The organism is Sorangium sp. So ce185 (assembly GCF_051526825.1).
Lineage (GTDB): Bacteria > Myxococcota_A > Polyangia > Polyangiales > Polyangiaceae > Sorangium > Sorangium cellulosum_D.
Genome location: NZ_CP150316.1, coordinates 3435930 through 3458651, shown reverse-complemented (window position 1 = coordinate 3458651; position 22722 = coordinate 3435930). Strand labels below are relative to the sequence as shown.

Here is a 22722-nt window from a genome sequence, read left to right as displayed (position 1 = left end):
TCCCCCAAAACGTACGGGGTTCGGACCTACGAACACGCGGAGGTTGCCATCGACCACGCGCTCGGGAACCTGCCGGAGCCCGAATGGCTCACCCACGAGTTCTACGGAGGAGGCAGAATCACTCGTATTTGATGCCGACGCACGCGCCGTCGACGCACGCGGGGCGCCCCGTCATGGTTTGCTCGCTGCTGCATTGGGGCTCCGCCGGGATGCAGTCCGGGCAGGTCTCCTCGGCCGCGAGGCGCAGCGTCTCGTACGTCGAGCCGATGGCGTTGCCGGCGATGGGGACCGGACAGCTGGGGCCGCAGCGCGTCCACAGCAGGGTGAACGTACAATCCAGGTCCGTCTTGCAGGCGCGCGCCAGCGCGAGCGTCGCGGCTCGCTCGGGCTCGAAGGCGTCGCGCTGCTCGAAGCAAGCTGCAGACTGCGTGATGCACTCGGCGCAGCACCCGGCACCGGAGTAGACCAGCTCCTGCCCTTCCGGACAGGCGCTGGGACACTCGACGTCGGCGCACGGGTGGGCCGGCACCGGCGGCGGCTCGACGCACACCGGGCAGCAAGCACCTGCCACCGAGCGCGGCTCCTGGCCGTCCGGGCACGCGAGCGGGGCGCATTGGCGCAAGTCGCACCCGTCGCTGACGGGCGAAAGCTCGGCTTCGCACGCCAGGGTCGAGGACGGACCGCCAACTTTGCGGCTGACAAAGCAGCTCAGTTTGTACGTGTCCTCGGCGTCCGCCTGCTTTTTCGCGGTGCATTCGCGCTCGATGCCGTCTGCCTCCTCGGCCCGCAGGGTGAACCCCGAGCTCAAGCCATTGCTGCTGTGCCCCGAGCGAGGCAAGCCCGTCTGGTCCCCGCTCACGCTGACCGAGCACGACGCATCCCCCAGCTCGATGGTGACGACGCCAGCAGGACCGCAATCGCCGGTCACGTTGACGGTGATGCTCTCGGCGTCGTTCAGAACGCACGTCGGGATGTCCCCGCCGTGCGCCACCAGCGAGGCGCCCGTCGCGATCAGCGCCACCAGCTCGAGCTTCTGAGCTACCCACCTCTTCATCGTTTTCTCCCCTGATTGTTCGACCACCAGCACGCGAGCAGCACCATCGGCAACGCGAGCAGGTCGGTCGGATCCACGCGATTGGCTGGTGACCGCAGCGCCACGAGCGAGCCGAGCGCGGCGCAAAAGCCGTCGAGCACGGCCGACGCCGCTGCGTTCGTCTTCACCAGCGTGAATACAAGCGCCGTCGTGACGGCCCCGAGCGCCACCCGCCGCGCTCGCGACCAGCGCGTGACGCGAGCGAGCAGCGCCGCCACGAACAGCGGCAAGAAAAAGCAGGCGGCAAAGTCGCTGAGCTTGCCGGCGAGCACGACCGGCGCCCGCCCCTTGAGCCAGAAGTTATTGAACGTGAACAGCGCGACGGCCGCCAGCGGCGCCCACGCCAAGAACTCGGGCGCGCGCCGCCCTTTCTGAAGGGTCCCTTCCATCTCGACGTCGGTTCCCACCCTGGCAAGCTTCGCTCGCGAGCCTGGCAAGCTTGGGACCAGCGGACTTTCCGCGAAATTGTTGGTGCGCGGCCTCCGATACGGCCTGACAGCTGCGCCCTACCTGTGTGAACTCGCCAGCGGTGACGGTGAGGTGTGCCTGCGGCCCCGAATCGCCCCGGCTCGCGCGCGTCGCGCCCTGCCCGAAGGCGCTCCGGCCCGCCGTCTCATTGCCAAGGCTCGCGCGCGCCGCCCCCTGCCCGAAGGCGCTCCGGCCCCCATCTCGCTCCCTATCGGACGATATAGCGCTGCCGCGGCACGCCTGTGCAGCCCCGCCGCCCCTCCTGTGCAGCCCCGCCGCCTCTCCTGCGCAGCCCCGCCGCCCCTCCTGTGCAGCCCATTGACCCTCCTGGACAAGCCCCGGCGCCCTTCTGCGCAGCGCCGTCGGCCAGCCTGCGCAGCCCATTGGCCTTCCTGAACAAGCCCCGGCGCCGTCCTGTGCGGCCCCGGTGGGTCTCCTGCGCAGCCCCGCAGGCCCTCCTGCGCGGCCTGGGCGCGCTCCTGCGCACCCCCAGTTGGTGTCCTGCGCTACACTGGCCCCCGTCCTGCGCGGCCCTCGCGACCCTCCTGCGCGCCCCCGCTGGGGTCCTTCGTCATCATCGTCTGGCGCCTGCGCAGGCCCGATCGGTCTCCTGTGCAGCCCCGGCGTCGCCTCGCGCGCCTTTTGTGGTTGCAGCGCAACTCTTTTTCATTCGTGCACCACCTCCGCGGCCCGCTGCCCGCGGCGCCAGGCACGCCGCCCCCCTCGATTCGATGCGCGGCGGGGGCCGGCGGCTGCGGTGGCTGCGTGGCCGAGGCGACAAGGGGGGCGAGAACGGCTCCCCGAGCGTCGGCCTCGTCGCGCTGCACGCCACGGTGACGTGCGCGACAGCGCGATCGAGATGTCCGACGGCGGCCCGGGCGGCGACGGCGGCTAGCCCCAGCGAGGCGGACGAGGCGTAACCACCCAGCCAGGGGCATCGTGACCATCCGCGCGGTGCCGGTTACCTATTCACATCAGGGGCCTGGCTGCGGCGCGGCCTGGCACGTGCCGGCCACGCACGCGAGCTGCGGCGGTGGCGGGCACGGGGCGCACTGGAGGTTCCGGCACGCGGGGGCACTACGGGCGTTGAGCTCACGGAAGAAGTCTCCGCTGCCGTCGTAGATCACCAGGTTGGACGCACTCGCGACCGCCCTCGACGAGATCGTGCCGCAAGAGCAGCAGCGGTCGGTCGCGGCCACGAACACGCAGTCCGACGCGGCAGCGCAGGTCGCCGGGCCGGGCGGCAGGGGCGCCCCCGTCGGCCCGCCGGCGACGGTCGCCGTCGATGCCGCAGTCGGCGTCACGGCGGCTTCGGGCGGCTGCTCCGCGCCCCGCGGGGGCCCACCCGGACGGTGTGCGTCGCCGCACGCGGCCAGCAGCGCGGCGACGGCGATCACGAGACGACCAGCTCCTCGACCCAAGCTCGTATGCATTCCGGGGGAACGGTCGACCTGCCTGCCGCCTTACAGTGCTTCACTGCGGCTACGGCGGCCCGGGGCGCGGGGCCGATTCGATCGGCATCGCCTACCTCGACGAGGACCGGCTCACGGCCCTGGGCGTCACCTTCACGCTGGGGCCGCCGGTCAAGGGCGGCATCGGCTGGGCGAGCAGGGCGAGATCATCACGGGGGAGGATGGCGTCGCCCTGGAGACGCGCCGGTTTGCTGAATCGCTGGATTGGAGCTCGCCCAGCGAACCGCACAAGCTCACCTGCCCGGCGGGCGGGGGGCGCGGGGGAGCCACGAATCTGGGAAATCCTACAGGCCTGCCAGGTCAGGTGCAGCGCCTGGTTCGGCCCTAAGAGCCCTTCTCCGCGAACCAGCCGTTGTAGTCAAAGAACGGGTGCCCCCGAACCCGGTGCCCACCCCGTAGCTCGTCCAGCGACCACAGGTGCGCGGTGTAGTCGTCCATCGCCGCCCCGCTGAACCGGGCCAGCAGCCCGGCCACGAACCCGGCCACCTGCTCGTCGCCGGGGTGCCGCCCGGACACATCGGCGATCACGCAGGCCGCCGGCTCACCGCCGAAACGATGGACGATGTCGGCCCAGTCCTCCGACTCGTGCTCACGAGGGCCGTCCCGGTACAGGTTGATGTACAGGCAGGGGTCACCCTCCACGAACACGACCCACGGCGCCCGCTGCTCCGGGTAGGCGGCGTCGAGGTACGCCGTGACCGCAGACTCTATCGTGTCCCGCAGGAAAACGACGACCGATCTCATCGCACCTCTGCCGCCTCCGCTCGCCGAGCGACTTGGGCTTCTGCCGCGTGTGGGTGCGCTGCGCGCCCCCACACGTCGGTCAGCAGGCCCTTGTTGGGCGGAGCTATCGCCCATCGCCTCGTCACGAGGCTTTGCGAACGAGCGTCGCCTCGCGCGGTGGCAGCCGTACGAGCTTCCGCCCGCTCTTGGCCTCACGCGCCTTGAGCGCCTCGGCGAGCTTATCAATATCATCGTCGTGCTCCTTGGCGATGGCGTCGCGGGTAGCACGGACCTCGTCGATGATGGAATCGGAATAGCGCATGATATTACTCCTCCACGAGCTCCAGCGGTCCGGCGCCTCCGCAATACGGATCAATGCTGCCTCGATCCCTTCGGCGAACCGTACCGCTACGCGTGGATCCCGTTCGCGTACCACGCCGCAGCCTCCTCGGCTTCCGCGAGTGCGGCTGGCAGAACCTCAACGAGCCTCACGACGGCCGTTTGCAGCCGCCAGGATGCGGCGTCGGGCTTCCGGCCAGGGGACCGGCGTGACGACCCCGGCGTCGACGTTGGCGAGACGTTGCTGGATCTCCTCGGCCCGCGCAGCCTCGGCCTCCTCGGTCGTCTGCTCGGGCTCGTCGAGGCTCTCTGGCTGAGCCGCCGCCCATACGCCGGCGTCTGGCGACCCCTGAAGCGCCTCTTGCTGCACCGAGTCCGCGTCGTGGCCGAGCTGCACAAGCGCCTCGACCAGGGAAGTCGGCAGATTCTCGTCCAGGTTGATGCGCCTCAGAACCCGACGACCTTGGGCGCCGGTAGATCTTCCCGGACGGAATCCGCGGCGAACGCGATCACTGCGCGCACGTCGTCCGCGGTCAGGGTCGGGTAGTCCCGAAGGATGTCCTCGATCGAGTCGCCGTCCGACAGGCTGGTGAGCAGCGTCCGGAGCGTGACCCGCGTCCCCTTGATGACCGGCTCGCCCCCACAGACGAGAGGATCTCGCACGATTCGATCGCGGTGGTTCATGACGTGAACGCTGCCACAATTTCGGCTCGGCTTCAGCAGTATCTGCTGCCGGCCCCGGTCGACTTCGACGTCGAGGGACGGGAGAGACCGTGGCCGGCGGGCCTGCCGTGGTGAACCCGTGCGAGGGCGGGCTCCCGAGTGTCGGCGGCAAGAGCGGTGACGGATTGCCCGCCAGCGCGGCTGACGGCCCTCGCGCCGGAGCCCTCTCCCGCTTCGCGCTGCCCCCGCGTGGCTGTCCGTAACACTGATGCCAGGCGACCACACCCCCCCTGCCGCCGCCCATCGCTCCCCGCACCCCCGAACCCCGCGCCTCCCGGGGCCCGCCGCGCGCCCCCGCGCCCCTGCGCCCGCGCACGAGCCTTGCTCTTGCTCGGCCGCGCGCCGTCGACTCCCCGACAGCGTTCTGGGTTTGCTGTTGCTCGCGCTCGCCGAGCAGCCCGCCACCTCCGGAGGCCTCATGCATCGGAACCTCTCCCGCACGACACCCCACCTGGCCCTCGCGGCCTTGAGCGCGATCGCCGCCGGCGTCGCGGCCTGCTCCTCTCACCCCGACGACTCCGCGAACCGGTTGCCGTCGAGCCCCGCGATCGACGAGCCCCCGCCGCCCATCGGCGGCGGCACGCTGCTGATCGCCCGCGACGGGCACACCGCCGTGGCGGCCGACCCCGATCGCGACGGCGTCTGGGTGGTCGACACCGACGGCGGCGAGCCCCGCGCGATCCCCCTCGCGCGCGGCGACGAGCCCGGGCGCGTCGTCGAAGACGGGGCCGGCCGCGTCCACGTCGCCCTGCGCCGCGCTGGCGAGCTCGCGACGATCGATGTCGGGACGGCAAAGGTGCTCGACCGGCGCGCCGTCTGCCCCGCGCCGCGCGGCCTCGCCTACGACGCGTCGCTCGACGCGATCCATGTGGCCTGCGCCGGCGGCGAGCTCGTGACGCTCCCGGCCCAGGGCGGCGCCGCGCTCCGGAAGCTACGGCTCGACGCCGACCTGCGCGACGTGATCGTCGAGGGCGATCGCCTGCTCGTCAGCCGGTTCAAATCCGCGGAGACCCTCGTCGTCGGCCCGGACGGAGCGGTGCTCTCGCGGCGGTCGCTCCCGTGGTTCAGCGCGCACGCCGCCATCACCTCGGACTACCGCCCCTCGGTCGCCTGGCGCATGGTCGCCCTCCCCGGCGGCGGCGCGGCGATGGTCCACCAGCGCGCGTTGACCTCGCCCGTCGTGCTCGCCCCCACGGGCTACTACGAGGCCGCCGGCTGCGATGGCGGCATCCTGCACGGCGCCGTCAGCGTCCTGCCCCCGGCCTCGACGACTCCAGGGGACGGAGCCGAGCTCCCGACGCCGGCCCTCTGGCAGATCGCGCTCCCGGTCGACATCGCGGTCGCGCCGGACGGAAAGCGCGCCGCGGTCGTGGGCGCCGGCAGCTACACGACCGAGCTCATCGATCTCGACACCATCACGAGCGAGGACGCCTCGGGCACGTGCGGTGTCTACAGGTCGTGGCAGCACTCGAACCAGCCGATCGCCGTCGCCTTCACGGCGCGGGGCCGTCTGGTCGTCCAGTTCCGCGAGTCGGCGAGGATCGAGGTGCGCGATCTCGACACGCTCGATCGCGTGGGCATCGACCTCCCCGGCGACAGCGTGAGGGACCCGGGACACGCGCTGTTCCACAAGCCGCCGCTCGGCTCCCGCGGCATCGCGTGCGCCTCCTGCCATCCGGAAGCGCACGAGGACGGTCACACGTGGCGCTTCGACAAGCTCGGCCTCCGGCGAACCCAGACGGTCGCGGGCGGCGTGCTCAAGACGGCTCCCTTCCACTGGAGCGGCGATCAGAGCGACCTCACCCACCTCATGCGGGAGGTCTTCGTCTCGCGCATGGGCGGCTCATGGCCCGGGAATTGGAATGTCGAGCAACTCGAACGCTTCCTCGACAGCGTGCCGGCGTTCCCCGCCTCGCCCCCCGACGACCTGGCCGCCGTCCGGCGAGGAGAGGCCCTGTTCCATGACGCGCAGGTAGGCTGCGCGAAATGCCACGCGGGGCCGATGCTCACGAACAACCTCAACGAGGATGTCGGTTTCGGCGAGGCATTCCAGGTGCCCTCGCTGATCGGCCTCTCCGCGCGAGCGCCGTTCATGCACGACGGCTGCGCGAGGACGCTCCGCGACCGGTTCGACCCGGCCTGCGGCGGCGACCGCCACGGCGACGTCTCCGCCCTCGCCCCGGCGCAGCTCGACGATCTCGTGGCGTACCTCGGGTCGCTCTGACGCCACGGAGGACGCTCCGCCGCTCAGGCCGAACGCCGCTCCCTGCGCGTCGTCATTGGAGCATGCGCTGGTGGAGTGCTACGGTATCCAGATGATCTGGACCGGCATGGATCGCAGCACCTACCTCCGTGAGGATTTGTGGCGGGGCGATTACTTCGAGCTGGCGCTCGAGATCGGGCCAGCAGGAGATGACCGTCGTGCCAAGCGCGCGCTCGAAGCGCTATGGCAGCACCCGGCGCTGCGCGGGCCATGGGAGCGCGAAGACGCGTTCGGCTCTGATCCGATCGTGCCTGTGCTTCACCAGTCGACTCTCCTGGGGTGCTTGAGGTTCGACGATGTGGAGCTCGGCAGCATGTCGTGGCTCATCCGGGAAGAAGCGGGCTCCGATTGGATTGACCTCTCGATTCCCACCGGGATGCTCGAGGCTGCATTCGGGGCTTCGTACCCTCTCGATCCGCAGAAGGATCCCTGGCTCGTGCGCCTGGAGCGTTTCCTCGCGACGATTGGCGCGCGCATCTTCGAGGTGGAGCCCTTCCAGCTAGGTCTGCTGGGGGAAGAGGCGTCTGGTGTGAGCAGCGCGTCCGACCTCACTGTCGAGGAGTGTGAGCAGGGCGGGATCTTGGTCCCGCTGCAGCTCTGGGAGTCACGTGGATCCAGGCGGGCTTCGGAGCTGATCGGGCCCGGTCTGGTGTTCGTATCGCTCTTCGGCCCGCACATCGCGTCCGGCGGCTGATCAGCGCTTGCTGCGGACGATCCTGCGCTCGCCGCCGAAGCGCCGGTACCTCAGGCTCACAGCGCGAACCCCGAGCCCCCGCGGAGTCTGGCCGCCACGTCTTTGCTGGCGTGAGACCCGTGCGGCGCGGCTCGCTGCGACCGGCCAGGCCGCGCCTTGCGGTCGCCACGCGGGTCCCTGTCGCCTTCGGTGTGCCTCGTCGCGGGGCTTGTGGGGGCGCGAGCGCATCACTCGGTTGATTCGTCCATCGTCGACGCCGAGGCCCGAGGTGGATCCCGGTCGAGCGATGCAGTTCACGCGCGCGGCGCGCTGTCCGGATCGCGCGTAGTGAGCTGACGCCAGACGACGCCCGCGGAGGATTCGGCGGAGCTGTCGGTCACGGCGACGATCGCACCGGAGGCCAGCCGGTGCCGTATTGAAATCTCCAGGGCCGTGCTCTAGGTCCAAACGGCAGCATGTGGAGCGCACCCGCCAGGGACCGGCGGCAAAGAAACGAGGGCTGTCATGAGTAGCCGCGCACAGGTGCTGTTTCAGGTGGGCGCGTGGGCGTGGGTCGTCACCGGGATCGGGCACCTCGCGATCACCGCGCTGCTGCTCGGTCGCCCCGCGGCGCCCGCCGCGGAGACCACGAGCTCCCCTCCGCCGACCCCGCCCAGCTCTCCGCCTTCGCCGCCCCCTCTCCCGAGGCCCGCCTCGTCGCCCGCGGGGCGCGCTCCTCAACGACGCCGCCCGCGTGGCGCGGTACTTCGGCCCGAGGCTCGCCTCCCTGGTCCACGAGGAGCTCTGGATCGCCGCGCTCGACGCCAACGGCCGCGTCCGCGAGACGCGCCTGCTCGCCCGCGGTTCCGACGACGCCCTCCACGTCGGCCGCTCCACCGTCCTGCGCACGGCGCTGGACATGGCCGCCGTCAGCTTCGTCCTCGCCCACAACCACCCCAGCGGCGACCCCACGCCGACCCCCGAGGACGAAGCGATGACCCTGGAGCTGCGCCACCTCGGCTCGGAGCTGGAAGTCCCGCTCACCGCCCACGTCATCGTCACGCCCAGCGGCCGCTACGGCGCCGTCCACGAGTACGCCCTCGCGAGGCGCAGCACCCCGCCCCGTCGCCGGCGCGCGGCGCCGCTGCGGTGGTGCGCCCCCCGCCCCCGCGCATCCAGCCGAAAGCCTCCCGCGCACCGCCCCAGCCGGCAGCCCCGCCGCGCGTTCGCTCTCGTCATCGCGGCTGGCCGGGGAGGAGCCGGGGGGCTCCTCGTGCTAGGCTCGACGGCGAAGCGGGCTCGCCTCCCGCGTCCACCCCAGCGCGATGTCGACCGCCACCGTCACCCTCGCTCTCCTCGAAGCGCTCTACCAGCGCTCAAGGGGACTGTGCTCGCGACCCGACAGCCGCTCGAAGCCGTGATGCTGCGGGCGCTGAGCCTCGGCAGCCCTCCCGCCTGGGAAGACGCGCCCCCGGAGTTCCAGGTCGACCTCGCCTGCCTGGACAAGATGGACGACCAGGCGCTCTGGCAGATCGCAAAGAGCCACAGGTCCGAAGCAGAGCTCGCGCGCTACGACGAGCTGCTCGAACGGAACACCCAGGGGCTCCTCACGCCGGCCGAGCGCATCGAGCTCGAGCGTCTTCGCCACGAGAGCGACCTGTTCATGCTCCGCAAGGCGCACGCTGCGGCGCTCCTGCGATGGCGCGGGCACGCCGTCGCTTCTCCGTAGCGCGCGCCCTCCACGAAAAGGAAGACGGACTGCGGTGTCAACCTACGTCTCCGAGCTGCTCCGTTCGTCTCCGAGCTGCTCCGTTCTCGTATCGAGGAGGCCGACCGGCGCCGCTGTCAATACTGCCTGACAAGCGAGGCCAATAGCGGAATTCCCCTGACTTACGATCACATCACGCCGATCTCGAAGGGCGGGCCGACCTCGTTCGAGAACGTATGCCTCGCATGCCGCCCAGGCAACGAGTTCAAGGCAGGCGCCACAGAGTCGGTCGACCCGCTGACGGGAGAAGTCGTGCCGCTCTTCAATCCGCGCCTCCATCGCTGGAGCGATCACTTCACGTGGAGCATCGACGCGACCAGGGTAGAGGGCGTGACGCCGTCCGGTAGAGCAACGGTCATCGCGCTCCGAATGAACCGCCCGACGATCGTCGCCGCACGTCGGCGCTGGGCCGAGGTGGGCTGGCACCCGTCAGCGTAGAGCTGGCGACCCCTTCATCGCTCGGCGGAGCTGCACGTCCCGCTCACCGCCGACGTCATCGTCACGCCCAGCGGCCGATACGCCACCCTGCGCCGGCCCCAAGCCTCGCCTCTCGATAAATCCCATATCGATCATCAACGGAAACATCGCCGAAACGCAGCCACGTCTACATTCCGTGGCACGTCGAGGGAGCTCGATCGCTCCGGCACACGCCGGGGGATCCGCTCGCGCTGCCGCCCAGGCCGCGCCGGCCAGCGCGGCGCGGCCGGCCAGGGGCGGGCGCGCCAAGCTCGAGCCCTCTCGCCGTCACGTCTTCACGGAGGAAAGCCAAGCTTATGTCCTATTTGGCGCCGACAGAATTTGTCACCAAGATGGTCGACGCGGGCGAATCCAAGGTCTTCATGTCGACCCGGGACACGTTGATCCGAGCCTACATGGCCGGCGCGCTGCTCGCGCTCGCCGCCGTCTTCGCGGTGATGGTCACCCAGCAGACGGGCTACCCGATCATCGGCGCGATGCTGTTCCCGGTCGGCTTCTGCATGCTGTACCTGCTGGGCTTCGATCTGCTCACGGGCGTGTTCGTGCTGGCGCCGCTCGCGCTGATCGATCGCCGCAAGGGCGTCACCCTGGGCGGCGTCCTGCGCAACTGGGGCCTGGTCTTCGCGGGCAACTTCGCCGGCGCCTTCACCGTCGCCGTAATGATGGCGATCGTCTTCACCTTCGGCTTCTCCACGGAGCCGAGCGCCGTCGGCAAGGCCATCTCCGGCATCGGCGAGGCGCGCACGCTCGGCTACAAGGAGTACGGCGCCGCCGGCATGCTGACGCTCTTCGTGCGCGGCGTGCTCTGCAACTGGATGGTCTCGACCGGCGTGGTCGGCGCGATGATCTCCAACACCGTCGGCGGCAAGGTGACGGCGATGTGGATGCCCATCATGCTGTTCTTCGCGATGACGTTCGAGCACTCCGTGGTGAACATGTTCCTGTTCCCGTCGGCCATGCTCATGGGCGGCAAATTCTCGATCATGGACTACATCGTGTGGAACGAGATCCCGACCGTCGTCGGCAACATGCTCGGCGGCATCACCTTCACGGGCCTCACCCTGTACGCCACCCACCTCAAGACCGCCCCCAAGCTCGTCCCCGCCGCCAGGGCGCGCGAGCTCCCCGCCGAGCCGCTCCGCGCCTCCGCCAGCTCCGCCTCCTGACACGCCCGCAAGCAAGCGGCCCGCCCCGGGCGCTGCGCACCTCCAGAAGCCACGTCCGCAGCCCCTGGCAGCACAGGCCGTGCGTCCGACGGCGGCTGGGCCCCGGCGGCAAAGCCCATCACCACACGTCGCTTCCGCGCGCGGATGTGCAGCGGATCAAGCAGGCGCGACGCCGCGGGCAGCGCCGGCGACGATGGGGAGCCCGGCGCACCAGTCGAGCACCTCGGAGAACCGGCGAGCGACGAGGACGCCGAAGAGCGGATGGCGCGCGAGCTTGGCCTGCGTGGTCGCCGGGCTCGAGAGGCCGCAGAGGAAGCGCGCCGCCTGGCGAGGGTGACCCAGGGCGGCCCCGTGCGCCGCGCGCAGCGCCGTGAACGCGGCGACGTCGAGCCCCGCCGGCATCGGCGGCGCGCGCGGCGGCTCCGGCAGCCTCAGGGCGACCCGCGTGCGGCAGAAGGTGCAACGCCCGCACGCGGCGTCGAGGCGCTCGCCGAAGTACTCGGCGAGCGCGGCGGCGTGACAGCGCTCCGCGGTGAACAGCTCGATCACCTGCCGCACGCGCGCGATCTCCGCGTCCTCGCGCCGCGCGAACCGCGCGAGGAGCTCGCCGACGAGGGCGGGCGCGTCGTCCGGCGGCGCGACGCGCACGAAGCGGTGCCGCAGGTCCGACGCCTTGAGCTCCGCGAGCCCCTGCCGCTCGAGGTACTCGAGCGCGCGCACCACCCGCTCGCGCGGCTGGTCCAGCGCGGCGGCGGCGGCCGCCGGATCGATCGCGTACAGGACTCGCCCCTTCTTCGCATGGCCGAAGAGCGCCTCGAGGAACCGCGCCGGCTCGCCCTTCACCGTCGCGACGACCTCCTCGAGCTTGCGGTGGAGCCGCACCTCGTAGCCGGCGTAGAACGGCGTGAGCTGCCGGACCGCGCCCATCAGCTCGAGGTAGGTCAGCGCGGTGCGGAGCACGAGCGGCCGGACGTCGTGGCGCGCCGACAGCGCGTGCAGGCCGATCTCCACCTGGGGCGCGTCGAGCACGGCGCCGACCACCCCGTGGAGCGCCTCCGCGGTCGGCGTATCGCCGTAAGCGAAGTTCTCGAGGACCGGCAGATCGTCGCCGCACACGAAGAGCTCGACCGCCGAGGGCGCCTGATCCCTGCCCGCGCGGCCGATCTCCTGGCTGTAGCTCTCGAGGCTCTTCGGGAGATTGTAATGGTCGACATACCGCACGTCGGCCTTGTCGATCCCCATCCCGAACGCGATGGTGGCGACCACGACGCCGCGGTCGCTCTGCATCCAGTCGTCCTGCACGCGCGCGCGCTCCTCCGCGTCCATCCCGGCGTGGTAGGCGCGCGCCAGAAGCCCCGCCGAAGCGAGCTGCTCGGCCACGTGCTCGGCGGTCTTCTGGAGCGTGACGTAGACGATGGTGGAGCCGGGCGGCCGGGATCTCAGGCGCTCGATCAGGATCCGGTCGCGCGCGGGCGCGCTCACCGCCGTCGCGCGGATCTCGAGGTTCGGCCGGTAGAAGCCGGTGATGACCGCGTGCTCCTCGCGGATGCCGAACGTGGCGCAGACGTCGCGCACGACCCCGGGCGTCGCGGTGGCCGTCAGCGCGAGCACGCGCGGCACGCCGAGCGCCCGGGCGGTGTCCGCGAGCCTCAAGTAATCGGGGCGGAAGTTGTGCCCCCATTCCGAGATGCAGTGGGCCTCGTCCACCGCGAACAGGGCGATTTTCAGCTCTTTCAGCAGCGCCATGAAGCGCTCGCTCACGAACCGCTCGGGGGCGACATAGAGCAGCTTCGTCTTGCCCGAGCGCAGATCCCTGTGCGCCTCCGCCGCGTCGTCGGCCGACAGCGACGAGTCGAGCCGGACCGCGGCGATGCCGCGCGCCGTGAGGAAATCGATCTGATCCTTCATCAGCGCGATCAGCGGAGAGATGACGATCGTGACCCCGTCGAGGAGCAGCGCGGGGAGCTGGTAGCAGAGCGATTTGCCGCCGCCCGTCGGGAAGACCGCGAGCGCGCTGTGGCCCGAGAGCAGGGCATCCATGACCGCGCGCTGGCCTGGGCGGAGATCGCGGAACCCGAACCGCGCCTCGAGCACGTCGAGAAGATCCGGGCGGGGGGGCGTCGGCTGGTCCAAGGGGCGCATCCTACACACCCTGCGCGCCGAGGGGGGCTGCCCCGCTTCCGTGGACACCCCCGGAGGCACCGGGAGGCAGGGATGGGACGGAGAAACAGGAGGGCGCCCGAGCCCGGCGGCGGCGGGCGGACGACCCGATCGGGGATCGGTGTAGACTGCGAGGCCGGAGCTGGGCGATGGGCGGCAAGCTGTTCAACCTACCGAGGATGCCCCGAGGCGAGTACCTGGCGATCGAGGCCGAGGTGCGGCGCTACCTCGACGTCAAGCTGCCGGGACAGTACCGCATCCCGCGCTACTACGGCGACAAGCCGGACTTCGGCGACATGGATGTGATCGTCGCGTCGCGGCCGGACTGGGGCGAGGTGCGCGCCGAGATCGCGCGCGACCTCGGGGTCACGCAGACCAAGGCCGTGGGGCACGTGTTCTCGACGGTGTGCCGCGGGCTGCAGACCGATTTCTTCCCGGTGCCGGAGCGCTACCTCGACATCGCGTACAGCTTCATGTGCTTCAACGACGTGGGGAACTTCATCGGGCGGATCTGCCGGCGTTTCGACCTCAAGTACGGGGAGCGCGGGCTCGCCTACGTGTACCGGCGCGAGGGGGGCAATTACCGGGCAGACCTGGAGGTGACGCGGGATTTCGAGCGGATCTGCGGCTTCCTCGGGCTCGATCACGGGGCGTGGCAGGCGGGGTTCGCGTCGCTGCCGGCGGTGTTCGACTGGGTGATCGCGAGCCCTTATTTCTCGGTGGCGCCCTACCTCGACGATGGCGAGAGCCCGCTGCGGGAGCGCGCCGGCGTGCGGTCGACCGTGGCGCGGTTCATCGACTACCTGCGCGCCCGGGGGATCGACAAGCGGCCCACCCTCGGGGACCGGCGGTCGTACCTGCCCATGATCCTCGCCGCGTTCCCGGAGGCCGATCTCGGCGGGCAGATCGAGCGCGAGCGTGCGGCCGAGGCGCGGCGGGCGCAGATCGACGCGAAGTTCAGCGGGAAGCGGGTGATGCGGCTCGTGCCGGGGCTGGAGGGGAAGGCCCTCGGGGAGCTCATCACGCGGTTCAAGGGATCGTTCGACGACTTCGAGGGATGGGTGCTGGCGACGCCGGAGGAGGAGATCGACCGTCGCATCACCGAGCTCGCCGCGCTGCTTGATGCGGAGCTGCATCGTCCCGGCTCCTGAGCGGCCCCGCCGCGCGAGCTCGGGTAGTGCTCCAATTTACCCGGAGAGAGCTCACATGAAGGCGGGAAGGCGGGAAGATCATTGATCTTTTCTTCCCGCCTTCCCGCCTTCATGTTCAATTTCGAGCTCGCCGGGCCGCCTCAGGCCCTCGCGCGCAGCAGCCGCCCGTGGCCGCGGCGCGTCCCCACCTCGGGCAGCACCTGCCCGTCCTGCACCGCGAGGCGGCCATTCACCAGCACCGCGCGCACCGCGCGATCGTTCCTGCGCACCAGCCGCACGACGCCATCGAAGCCCTCGACCGGCGCCTCCGCGACCCGATCCACCTCGCCGTCGATGCCCTCGGGATCGAGCACCACCACGTCCGCCCGCCCGCCGACCTCCAGCCTGCCCGCGTCGATCCCGAGCCAGTCGCCGATCTCCGCGGTGAGGCGCTGGATCGCGCGCTCGATGGGCATGATCGCGCGGCCCTCGCGGGCGGCGTCCTTGACCAGCCGGAGCATGCGCAGCGGGAAATTGTAATGCGCCATCTGGCGGAGGTGCGCCCCGGCGTCGGAGAAACCGATGAGCGCGTCGGGGTGCCGGACGATCTCCTCCAGCGGCCCGGGCCGATCGTTGCCCATGACGGTGTACCAGCGGAGCGCCGGGCCGTGCTGCGCCACGAGGTCGAGGAAGACATCGACGACATCGCGCCCCTCCTCCTCGGCGACACGGGCAAACGACTTGCCCACGAGGCGCTCGTCCGGACAGCGCAGGATCTCCGACTGGTTGAAGTCGCGATGAAATAGCTTGGGCAGGAGCCTCGACCGCCACTGTGCCCGGAACCGCGCCCGGTACGCGGGGTCGCGGAGCAGCCGGGCGCGGGCCGCGGGGTCGTCGAGGTGCAGCGCCGCCGCGCCGGCGCCGAACTCCTCGAACACGACGAGATCGATGCCGTCGGCCCAGAGGTCGAACACCTCGGGCAGCGCCTGGAGCCGGAAGTCGGCGCCGAGCCAGGTGTTCGCGATCCGCGCGGCGAGGCCGACGAGGCGGTAGACCAGCCGGTCCGCGCGCAGGTCGATGAGGGAGATGATCGTCGTCTTGAGCGGGGCGCGCACCAGGCCGGCGCTCTCCAGCAGAAAACGGAGGATGTTCACCTTGGTCGCCGCGTCGGGCACGCCCTGGAAGACGCGCCCGCGCTCGCGCAGCAGGCCGCAGAGCCTGTGGACCTCCGACCAGCGCGCGTAGGTGGACGGCAGCGGGCGGCTACGGATCGGCCGGCTGCCGCCGATCTTGTCCCATTTGAGCGTCATCACGCTCATGCCGAGGTAACCCGCGTCGAGCGCCTCCCGCAGGATACCCTCCATCCGCGCGAGCTCGCCCTCCGTCGGCCGCGCGGTCCGGTCGAGCGAGCGCTCGATGCCCATCACGTGCGCTCGCATCGCCGAGTGCCCGAGGAAGGAGCTCACGTTGGGCCCAAGAGGCAGGGTGTCGAGGTGCTCGAAGTACTCGGCGACCGTGCTCCAGGTCTTCCGCTGCTCGAGCATCCGCCGGACCACGTCGTACGGGATCGCCTCGACACGGCAGAACTGGTCCGCGAGATCCTCCGGCGTGCCGATCGCGAGGCTCAGGCTGCAGCTGCCGAAGACCACGGTGGTGACGCCGTGGCGCAGCGACTCGGAGAGGGACGGCGCGAGCTCGACCTCGGCGTCGTAATGGGTGTGCAGATCGATGAACCCCGGGGTCACCCAGCACCCCGCGGCGTCGAGCACCCGAGTCCCGGGCCCGCGCGGCAGGGGCGCCTCGCTGATGGCGACCACCCGCCCGCCGCGGACGCCGAGGTGCCGCGGCGCGGGCGGGGAGCCCGTCCCGTCGAAGAAGAGGCCATTCTCGATCGTCACGTCGAAAGGCGCGCTCATCCGATCGAGGCTATCACGGAGCGCGCCGGCGCCGCGGCGGGAGGGGCGCGCCGCGCTCCGGTTCGATCATCCTGCAGGTCACAAGCCAGCACCGCACGTATCGTGCAGCGAGAACATAACGAAACCTGCTTGCCAGAGCGAAGCCTGCTTGTGACGCCCTCTCGCCAAGGCACGACGGCTCGCGCGCCCTCGGTGGTGCCGCGAGCCACCACCAGACATGGAGGCGCGTCCCTCCAGCCCGCGTCCCGCGCGCCGCGCCCCTCCCAGGATCTCAACTGAACCAGCCTCGCCGCTCGACCCGCTCCCCTCGTGGGCCCTGGTACGCCTCATGCAGTGTCCGCCGGGTCTCCGCACGAAGGAAGCCGCCCGCGAGACTTGCTGCAACGATCAAGGAGAGACGATGCTGCCCACGAACACGACCCACAAGACCCGCTCCCTCGTCCTGACGCTCACGATGGCCGCCGGCCTGGCCGTTACAGCGTCCACGTCCCCTGCGGCGGCCGGGCCGCTGCCGACGCTCTCCGGATGGGGCGTGCGCGGCCATGCCAGCTTCATGGGCTCGGTGAGCCAGCAGGTCGACGGCTCGCTCCGAGGGCATTTCACGATCGTCATTCACAATCCCGGCGAAGACCCCGTCACCTGCCGCTACCTGCGCTTCCGTCCCCATACCGTGAGCGGCGGGAGCTGGAGCTTCGATGGCCATGGCACGTGCTGGACCTCGGGCGGCACGTTCGCTGCGGCGAACCGCTTCACCTTCTCTGACCTGGGCAGCCCAGGCGCGGGCGTCGACGCCGTCGACGTGAACTACTACGGCTCGGTCGGCGTCTCGATTCCCGGCGGCTTCTTCGATGAGGGCGACATCGTCTACACGCCTTGAGGCCAGCCGCGATCCGGCGAGCGTGTCAGGCTGCGCTGGCGCTCGCGCCGCTGCGTCGGCCGCGCGATCCGGATGATCGGGCGCCCGGCGCCGGCGGCGCGACGCTCAGCGCCCTCGCCCCGCGGCGCGCGGCTCACGCCGCCGTCGCCTCGAACTCGCCGAGGATGAAGGTCGCGGCGACCGCCGGCTCGAAGAGCTCGGCGCGCACGGCGAGGTACTGCGCGTCGGCGAAGAACCGCTCCCGCGCCGCGCGGTCGGGGAACAGGAGGGTGAAGACGCGGTTGATGCCCGCTTCCCCCTTCAGCACCCGCGCCACGACGAAATCGTGGCCGAAGGCGCCGCCGTGGGACGACAGGATCGGCATCATGCCGGCGCGGTAGCGGGCGTAGGACGCCTCGTCCGCGATCTGGAGCCCCACCAGGAGCACGTGCTGTCGGCCGTCAGCGCCCATGGGAGTAGCCTCCATCGACGTCGAGCGTCGTGCCTGTCACGAAGCCGGCCCTGGCCAGGAACAGCGCCGCTTCCGTCGTGTCCCGCACCTCGCCGACGCGCTGCAGCGGGTGGATCGAGGCCAGCGAGTCCGCACCCTCGCCGATGAGCGGCGTGCGGATGACGCCGGGCGCCAGCGTGTTCACGCGGATGTTGTGGCCGGCGAGCTCGGCGGCCAGCGAGACGGTGAGCGCGTGGACGCCGCCTTTGCTGGCCATGGCGGCCGAGGCCGGCATCCGCGCCATGGCCTGCTGGACGAGCACCGTGCCGACATTGATGATCGAGCCCCCGCCGCCCTCGATCATCAGCGGCACCGCCGCCTGCGTCATCAGGAACGTCCCCTTCACGTTGGTGGCGAAGAACCGCTCCAGGTCGTCCTCCGTGCTCTCGAGGAACGGCTTCACGCCGAAGATCCCGGCGTTGTTGATCAGCACGTCGACGCCGCCGAAGCGCTCGCGCGCGGCGGCGGCGACGGCCCGCGCCGTGGCCCGATCGCTCACGTCGCCCGGCACGGCCACGGCGCGCGCGCCCCCGTCGAGGCTCCGCGACGCCCGCTCGAGCTTCTCCGGGTCGCGCCCGTTCAAGACGACGCTCGACCCCTCGGCCAGGAAGCGCCTTGCGAGGTCGAGGCCGATACCGCTGCTGGCGCCGGTGATGATGACGCGATCGATTCTGGTGGACATGGAGTGTCGCTCCTTTCGCGTCGACAACCTAGGACCGCCCCTCGAACCAAGAAAGTGGTATGTTTCTATGGACTCCATAACTCCAGGTTCTGATCCTGCCGGGCCGCCATGACCTACGATCAGCTCGTCGCCTTCCTCGCCGTCGCGGACGAGGGCACGTTCAGCGCCGCCTCCACGCGGCTGCACAAGTCCCAGCCGGCCGTGAGCAAGCTGGTGCGCAACCTCGAGCGCGAGCTGGGGGTCGAGCTGTTCGACCGCCGGGAGTACCGCGCCACGCTCACCGACGCCGGCCGCCTGTTCCACGAGCGCGCCGCGGCCGTCATCGAGGGCACCGAGGCGCTGCGCAGCTTCGGCATGCGCCTCTCGGGCAAGGCGGAGCCGATCGTGCGGCTCGCCGTCGACGCGGTGACGCCGCTCGGCCCCATCATGGACATCTTCCGGCGAGCGCAGGCGCGTCATCCCCTGGTGCGCATCGAGCTCGGCACCGAGCGGCTGGCGGGCACCGCCGACGCGCTGCGCGAGGACCGCGCCGATCTCGCCGTCGCCACGAGGCTCGGGATCGACGCGTCCGCGGTGGAGATCGCGCGCTTCTGCGACGTGCGGGTGATCCCGGTGGCGCGCTTCGATCACCCCCTGGCGACCTGCGGCGCGCCGATCCCGCCCGCGCTGCTGCGGGCGCACGCGCAGATCATCCTGCGCGACAGCGCCAGGGGGAGCGCCTCGCCGTCCCTGAACGTGCTGGGGGGCGGCCTGCGCTGGACGGTCACCGACGTCGCCGCGAAGAAGGAGATCATCCTCGCGGGCATGGGCTGGGGCGGGCTGCCCGAGCACGTGGCCGCCGGCGCGCTGGCGACGGGCGAGCTCGTGGCGCTGCAGGTCCCCGAGTTCGAGGCCGACACCATGGAGCTGTTCGTGATCCGCCGCCGCGACCGCCCGCACGGCGTCGTCGCGCAGGCGCTCTGGGAAGAGCTGCGGCGCTGCGGCCCCGGCGCCGGGGCGGCGGCGCCGGCGGGAAAGGCCCCGCGCCACCGGAGGAAGGCGTGAGGGTCTATCGACGCGATCGGTGTCCTAGCGTTGCAGGAAGACGAAAGCGCCCTTCTTGTTCGAGATGACGATGTCCGGCCGACCGTCTCCGTTACCGTCCGCGACCGTGAGCTGGGTGCCTACCCCCGAATCGTCGTCGATGAGAACGGGCTGGAAGTCGATGCGTTCCGCCGCTCGCGCCTGCTCGAACCAGTAGAGCCGGGCCGGCGCGTCGAAGTCCGGCATGCCGGCAGGCACATGACCCCAGAAGCGCTCGCCGCTCACGAGGTCCTCGAGCCGGTCACCGTCGATGTCGGCGTGAGCGAGCGCGTGCGGCTCGTGCATGAACACGCTCGACGCGGCGTCGGGCGTGGTCCCCGGAACGACGACGTGCTCCACGAACGCGGCGCCGGCCACGTTTGGGACCTGCTCGAACCAGGAGAGCCCGTAGCCGTGAGCGGCCAGCGTGGTCGCGATGTCCGCGTCGCCGTCGCCGTCCACGTCGACCACAAGCATCTGCGCTCCCCCGGCGCCGAACGGCTGCTCGACGCGCGTGAACGGCAAGCCGTCGGGCGACCCTGGGCTCTGCGTGAAGTAGCCGCTCGCCTCGACCAAGTCGCTCGCGCCGTCCCCGTTGACGTCGCCTGCGCCGAGGCCGTGCGTGAACGCGCGGTACCCCCGATCCTCGGTGAGCGCCCGGAAGACCCACGGCGCGGTCGGGTCCACGCCGGGCGACGACATCCCGAGCGCGCCCCCCGACATGTGCACGAGCTCGGGCACGCCGTCGCCGGTGATGTCGGCGAACAGGGGCGCCTCGTTGTCGATCGGCCACGGCAACGTGTCGTGACGAGCCCAGAGCGCGTCGCCGTCGCCGGGGTTCTGGTACCAAGCCGCGGGCATCCCCGGAAAGCCGACGACGAGGACGTCGGTGAACCCGTCGTGGTCGAAGTCGTAGGGGAACTCGAAAAAGCAATCCGAGTAGCCGTGCGGATCGAAGGCTTCCCTCGGCCACACGGGATGGCTCGCGCCATACCCCGGACCCTCGTACCAATCCGGGCCCGCGATGACGTCCGTCACCCCGTCGCGATTGAAGTCCGCAAAGCTCGCCCCCTCGCAGGTGAACTCGCGGTGCAGCGTGATCTTCACGAAGCGTGTGTCGAGGGCGGCCTCACGCGGGAGCGGTGGGGGCGCGGTGACGGTGCCCGCGGGCGGCGCGTCGGTGCCCGCGTCGACGGGCGCGGGCGAGGATTCGTCCGCGCAGGCGATCATCAAGGCGAGCGGTGTGCAGCACAATAACGCCATTCCCGAAGCCATCTCCGAGCGCTTAGCACGTCGTGGCCTCCTCAACATCCCGGTCGGAAGGACCGGATTGGCGCCGCTCGCCTCAAACGCCCGCCGCGAACGCTCGCACCCGGTCCCGGAACCAGGTGAGCGCCGGGTGCCTGGCTGTCCTGTCGTGCCACACCATGGCGATGGCAAAGCCCGACACCGGGACGGGGGGCGTGAGGATCTGGAGCCGGCCGGCGCGGTCGCGCGCCACGCGCTCGGGGACGAGCGCCGCCATGTCCGAGCGCGCGACGATCTCCGGCACCACGAGGAACGAGGGCACGGACAGGACCACGCGCCGCTCGCGCCCGTGCGCGGCGAGCGCGGCGTCGGTCGCGCCCGCGAAGCCGCCGCCGCGCGGGCTCACCACCACGTGGTCGAGCGCGCAGAGCTGGTCGAGGCTGATGGCGCGCGACACGAGCGGGTGCTTGCGGCGGACGATGACGACATAGCGCTCGTCGAGCACCTTCCTGCTGCGCAGGCGCTCGGGCGCGGTCTCGGGCGTCATGAAGGCGAGGTCCACCTCGCCGCGCTCCGCCTGGTCCGCGAGCTGGGCGCCGTCGAGGGCCCGCCACGCGAGCCGCACGCCCGGCGCCTCGCGCCGGAGCTGAAACGCGAGCGGCATCAGCAGCGCGTACTGCACATAATCGGACGCGGCGACCGCGACGGTCATTTCGGCGGTCTCCGGGTCGAAGCCGACCCCGGCGGCGAGCACGGCGCGCACGCCCTCCAGCGCCTCGTGCAGCGGGGCTTGCAGCTCCAGCGCGCGCCGCGTGGGCGTCATGCCGCGCTGCGCGGGGAGCAGCAGCGGGTCGCCGACGATCTCGCGCAGCCGCTGGAGCTGCGCGGACAGCGCCGGCTGGCTGAGGTTGAGCCGCCTGGCGGCCCTCGTCACGTTGCGCTCGGCGAGCAGCACGTCGAGCGCGACGAGCAGGTTCAGGTCGAGGCGGCTGCTATCCACCCGGGTGATAGCAGCACAGAAGAACCGCGTTTTCAACGATGCCGGGGAGAGGCGTAGTGTTCGAGGCGTCGACCCGGCCGCGCCGCGGAGGCCCGGAGCTCCGCCGCGCGAGCCGACGAACACGCCTCGGAAAGGACATGCCATGAACATCCTCATCGTCTACGCGCATCCCGAGCCGCGCTCGCTCAACGGCGCGCTCCGCGACCGGATGGTCGCCACGCTCACCGCCGCCGGGCACGAGGTGCTCGTCTCCGACCTCTATGCCCAACGCTGGAAGGCGGCGCTCGACAGCGCCGATTTCCCGGCCGAGGTTGAAGGCGCCCGCCTGCGCCTCATCGACGCCTCCCACCGCGCGTTCGCCGAGGGGACGCAGACACCGGACGTTGTCGAGGAGCAGCGGCGCCTCCTCTGGGCGGACGCCGTCATCCTCCAGTTCCCGCTCTGGTGGTTCTCCATGCCGGCGATCCTGAAGGGCTGGGTCGAGCGCGTGTTCGCGCACGGCTTCGCCTACGGCGTCGGCGAGCACTCGGACCGGCGCTGGGGCGACCGCTACGGCGAGGGCGTGTTCGCCGGCAAGCGCGCCATGCTCGTGCTCACCGCCGGCGGCTGGGCCGATCACTACGCGGAGCGCGGCATCAACGGGCCGATCGACGACCTCTTGTTCCCGATCCAGCACGGGATCCTCTTCTACCCCGGCTTCTCGGTGCTGGATCCGTTCGTCGTCTACCGCGCCGAGCGGGTGGACGAGGCGCGCTTCCGGACGATCGCGGCCGACCTCGACCGGCGCCTCGCGGGGCTGTTCACCGATCGGCCGATCGCCTACCGGCCGCAGAATCACGGCGACTACGAGATCCCGTCGATGAGGCTGAAGGACGGGCTCGGGGCGGGACAGCAGGGCCTCCGGCTGCACCGGGCCTGAGGGAATCGTCGTGGGAACACGGTAGGAGTATCGCCGCCTGCTGCCGGCCGTGCGCGGCGTGCCTGGCGCGCGA

Annotated in this window: 21 protein-coding genes and 1 pseudogene; 9 read left to right on the top strand and 13 right to left on the bottom strand. The window is 71.1% G+C overall.

Annotated elements, in window-relative coordinates; all coding sequences use genetic code 11:
• Positions 1–118: 118 nt before the first annotated feature.
• From WMF26_RS12875 to WMF26_RS12845, 7 genes are all read right to left on the bottom strand, one after another.
• On the bottom strand, positions 119–1054 hold the full coding sequence (locus tag WMF26_RS12875; protein WP_438000562.1) for a hypothetical protein: 936 nt from the start codon (positions 1052–1054) through the stop codon (positions 119–121).
• Positions 1051–1500 (bottom strand): hypothetical protein, encoded by a 450-nt coding sequence (locus WMF26_RS12870; RefSeq protein WP_438000561.1) that lies wholly within the window; start codon positions 1498–1500, stop codon positions 1051–1053. The genes WMF26_RS12875 and WMF26_RS12870 overlap by 4 nt, the downstream gene beginning before the upstream one ends.
• 1035 nt (positions 1501–2535) lie before the next feature.
• Positions 2536–2958: a hypothetical protein gene (locus WMF26_RS12865; RefSeq protein WP_438000560.1), complete on the bottom strand. Its 423-nt coding sequence runs from the start codon at positions 2956–2958 to the stop codon at positions 2536–2538.
• A gap of 399 nt (positions 2959–3357) precedes the next feature.
• Positions 3358–3777 (bottom strand): hypothetical protein, encoded by a 420-nt coding sequence (locus tag WMF26_RS12860; RefSeq protein WP_438000559.1) that lies wholly within the window; start codon positions 3775–3777, stop codon positions 3358–3360.
• Positions 3778–3898: 121 nt separating this feature from the next.
• Positions 3899–4078, bottom strand: coding sequence for a hypothetical protein (locus WMF26_RS12855; protein ID WP_438000558.1), 180 nt, complete (start codon positions 4076–4078; stop codon positions 3899–3901).
• A 156-nt stretch (positions 4079–4234) separates the two neighbouring features.
• On the bottom strand, positions 4235–4531 hold the full coding sequence (locus WMF26_RS12850) for a DUF5615 family PIN-like protein (protein WP_438002402.1): 297 nt from the start codon (positions 4529–4531) through the stop codon (positions 4235–4237).
• A gap of 11 nt (positions 4532–4542) precedes the next feature.
• Positions 4543–4758 carry a DUF433 domain-containing protein gene (locus WMF26_RS12845; RefSeq protein ID WP_438000557.1) on the bottom strand — a complete coding sequence of 72 codons (216 nt, stop codon included), beginning with the start codon at positions 4756–4758 and terminating at the stop codon, positions 4543–4545.
• Positions 4759–5236: 478 nt separating this feature from the next.
• Between WMF26_RS12845 and WMF26_RS12840 the strand changes: the two genes are divergently transcribed.
• From WMF26_RS12840 to WMF26_RS12820, 5 genes and pseudogenes are all read left to right on the top strand, one after another.
• A complete protein-coding gene (locus WMF26_RS12840) occupies positions 5237–7042 on the top strand; it encodes a cytochrome-c peroxidase (protein ID WP_438000556.1) in 1806 nt (601 codons plus the stop codon).
• A 70-nt stretch (positions 7043–7112) separates the two neighbouring features.
• Positions 7113–7775 carry a hypothetical protein gene (locus tag WMF26_RS12835; protein ID WP_438000555.1) on the top strand — a complete coding sequence of 221 codons (663 nt, stop codon included), beginning with the start codon at positions 7113–7115 and terminating at the stop codon, positions 7773–7775.
• Between the two features lie 694 nt (positions 7776–8469).
• Positions 8470–8847, top strand: a pseudogene (locus tag WMF26_RS12830) (JAB domain-containing protein); the annotation flags it as partial.
• 711 nt (positions 8848–9558) lie between these two features.
• On the top strand, positions 9559–9960 hold the full coding sequence (locus WMF26_RS12825; RefSeq protein ID WP_438002401.1) for an HNH endonuclease: 402 nt from the start codon (positions 9559–9561) through the stop codon (positions 9958–9960).
• Between the two features lie 335 nt (positions 9961–10295).
• The gene (locus WMF26_RS12820) at positions 10296–11165 is read left to right on the top strand and encodes a formate/nitrite transporter family protein (protein ID WP_438000554.1); all 870 of its coding nucleotides are present in this window, start codon (positions 10296–10298) and stop codon (positions 11163–11165) included.
• 156 nt (positions 11166–11321) lie between these two features.
• On the opposite strand, the gene WMF26_RS12815 is transcribed toward WMF26_RS12820, so the two are convergent.
• The gene (locus WMF26_RS12815) at positions 11322–13298 is read right to left on the bottom strand and encodes a RecQ family ATP-dependent DNA helicase (protein ID WP_438000553.1); all 1977 of its coding nucleotides are present in this window, start codon (positions 13296–13298) and stop codon (positions 11322–11324) included.
• 176 nt (positions 13299–13474) lie between these two features.
• Between WMF26_RS12815 and WMF26_RS12810 the strand changes: the two genes are divergently transcribed.
• A complete protein-coding gene (locus tag WMF26_RS12810; protein WP_438000552.1) occupies positions 13475–14476 on the top strand; it encodes a hypothetical protein in 1002 nt (333 codons plus the stop codon).
• 140 nt (positions 14477–14616) lie between these two features.
• On the opposite strand, the gene WMF26_RS12805 is transcribed toward WMF26_RS12810, so the two are convergent.
• Positions 14617–16371 (bottom strand): N-acyl-D-amino-acid deacylase family protein, encoded by a 1755-nt coding sequence (locus WMF26_RS12805; protein ID WP_438000551.1) that lies wholly within the window; start codon positions 16369–16371, stop codon positions 14617–14619.
• A 400-nt stretch (positions 16372–16771) separates the two neighbouring features.
• On the opposite strand from WMF26_RS12805, the gene WMF26_RS12800 reads away from it, so the two are divergent.
• Entirely contained in the window at positions 16772–17248 is a 477-nt protein-coding gene (locus WMF26_RS12800; RefSeq protein WP_438000550.1) for a hypothetical protein, read from the top strand.
• A gap of 133 nt (positions 17249–17381) precedes the next feature.
• On the opposite strand, the gene WMF26_RS12795 is transcribed toward WMF26_RS12800, so the two are convergent.
• Both WMF26_RS12795 and WMF26_RS12790 read right to left on the bottom strand, forming a co-directional pair.
• Positions 17382–17699, bottom strand: a complete 318-nt coding sequence (locus tag WMF26_RS12795; RefSeq protein ID WP_438000549.1) for a DUF1330 domain-containing protein — start codon at positions 17697–17699, stop codon at positions 17382–17384.
• The gene (locus tag WMF26_RS12790; RefSeq protein WP_438000548.1) at positions 17689–18420 is read right to left on the bottom strand and encodes an SDR family NAD(P)-dependent oxidoreductase; all 732 of its coding nucleotides are present in this window, start codon (positions 18418–18420) and stop codon (positions 17689–17691) included. The genes WMF26_RS12795 and WMF26_RS12790 overlap by 11 nt, the downstream gene beginning before the upstream one ends.
• A gap of 108 nt (positions 18421–18528) precedes the next feature.
• Here WMF26_RS12790 and WMF26_RS12785 point away from each other — a divergent pair, with 108 nt between their 5' ends.
• Positions 18529–19464: a LysR family transcriptional regulator gene (locus WMF26_RS12785; RefSeq protein ID WP_438000547.1), complete on the top strand. Its 936-nt coding sequence runs from the start codon at positions 18529–18531 to the stop codon at positions 19462–19464.
• Between the two features lie 24 nt (positions 19465–19488).
• Here WMF26_RS12785 and WMF26_RS12780 read toward each other — a convergent pair whose 3' ends face one another.
• Positions 19489–20745, bottom strand: coding sequence for an FG-GAP repeat domain-containing protein (locus tag WMF26_RS12780; protein WP_438000546.1), 1257 nt, complete (start codon positions 20743–20745; stop codon positions 19489–19491).
• An 82-nt stretch (positions 20746–20827) separates the two neighbouring features.
• Positions 20828–21730 carry a LysR family transcriptional regulator gene (locus tag WMF26_RS12775; protein ID WP_438000545.1) on the bottom strand — a complete coding sequence of 301 codons (903 nt, stop codon included), beginning with the start codon at positions 21728–21730 and terminating at the stop codon, positions 20828–20830.
• Positions 21731–21872: 142 nt separating this feature from the next.
• On the opposite strand from WMF26_RS12775, the gene WMF26_RS12770 reads away from it, so the two are divergent.
• The gene (locus WMF26_RS12770; protein WP_438000544.1) at positions 21873–22649 is read left to right on the top strand and encodes an NAD(P)H-dependent oxidoreductase; all 777 of its coding nucleotides are present in this window, start codon (positions 21873–21875) and stop codon (positions 22647–22649) included.
• The last annotated feature ends 73 nt before the right edge of the window (positions 22650–22722 follow it).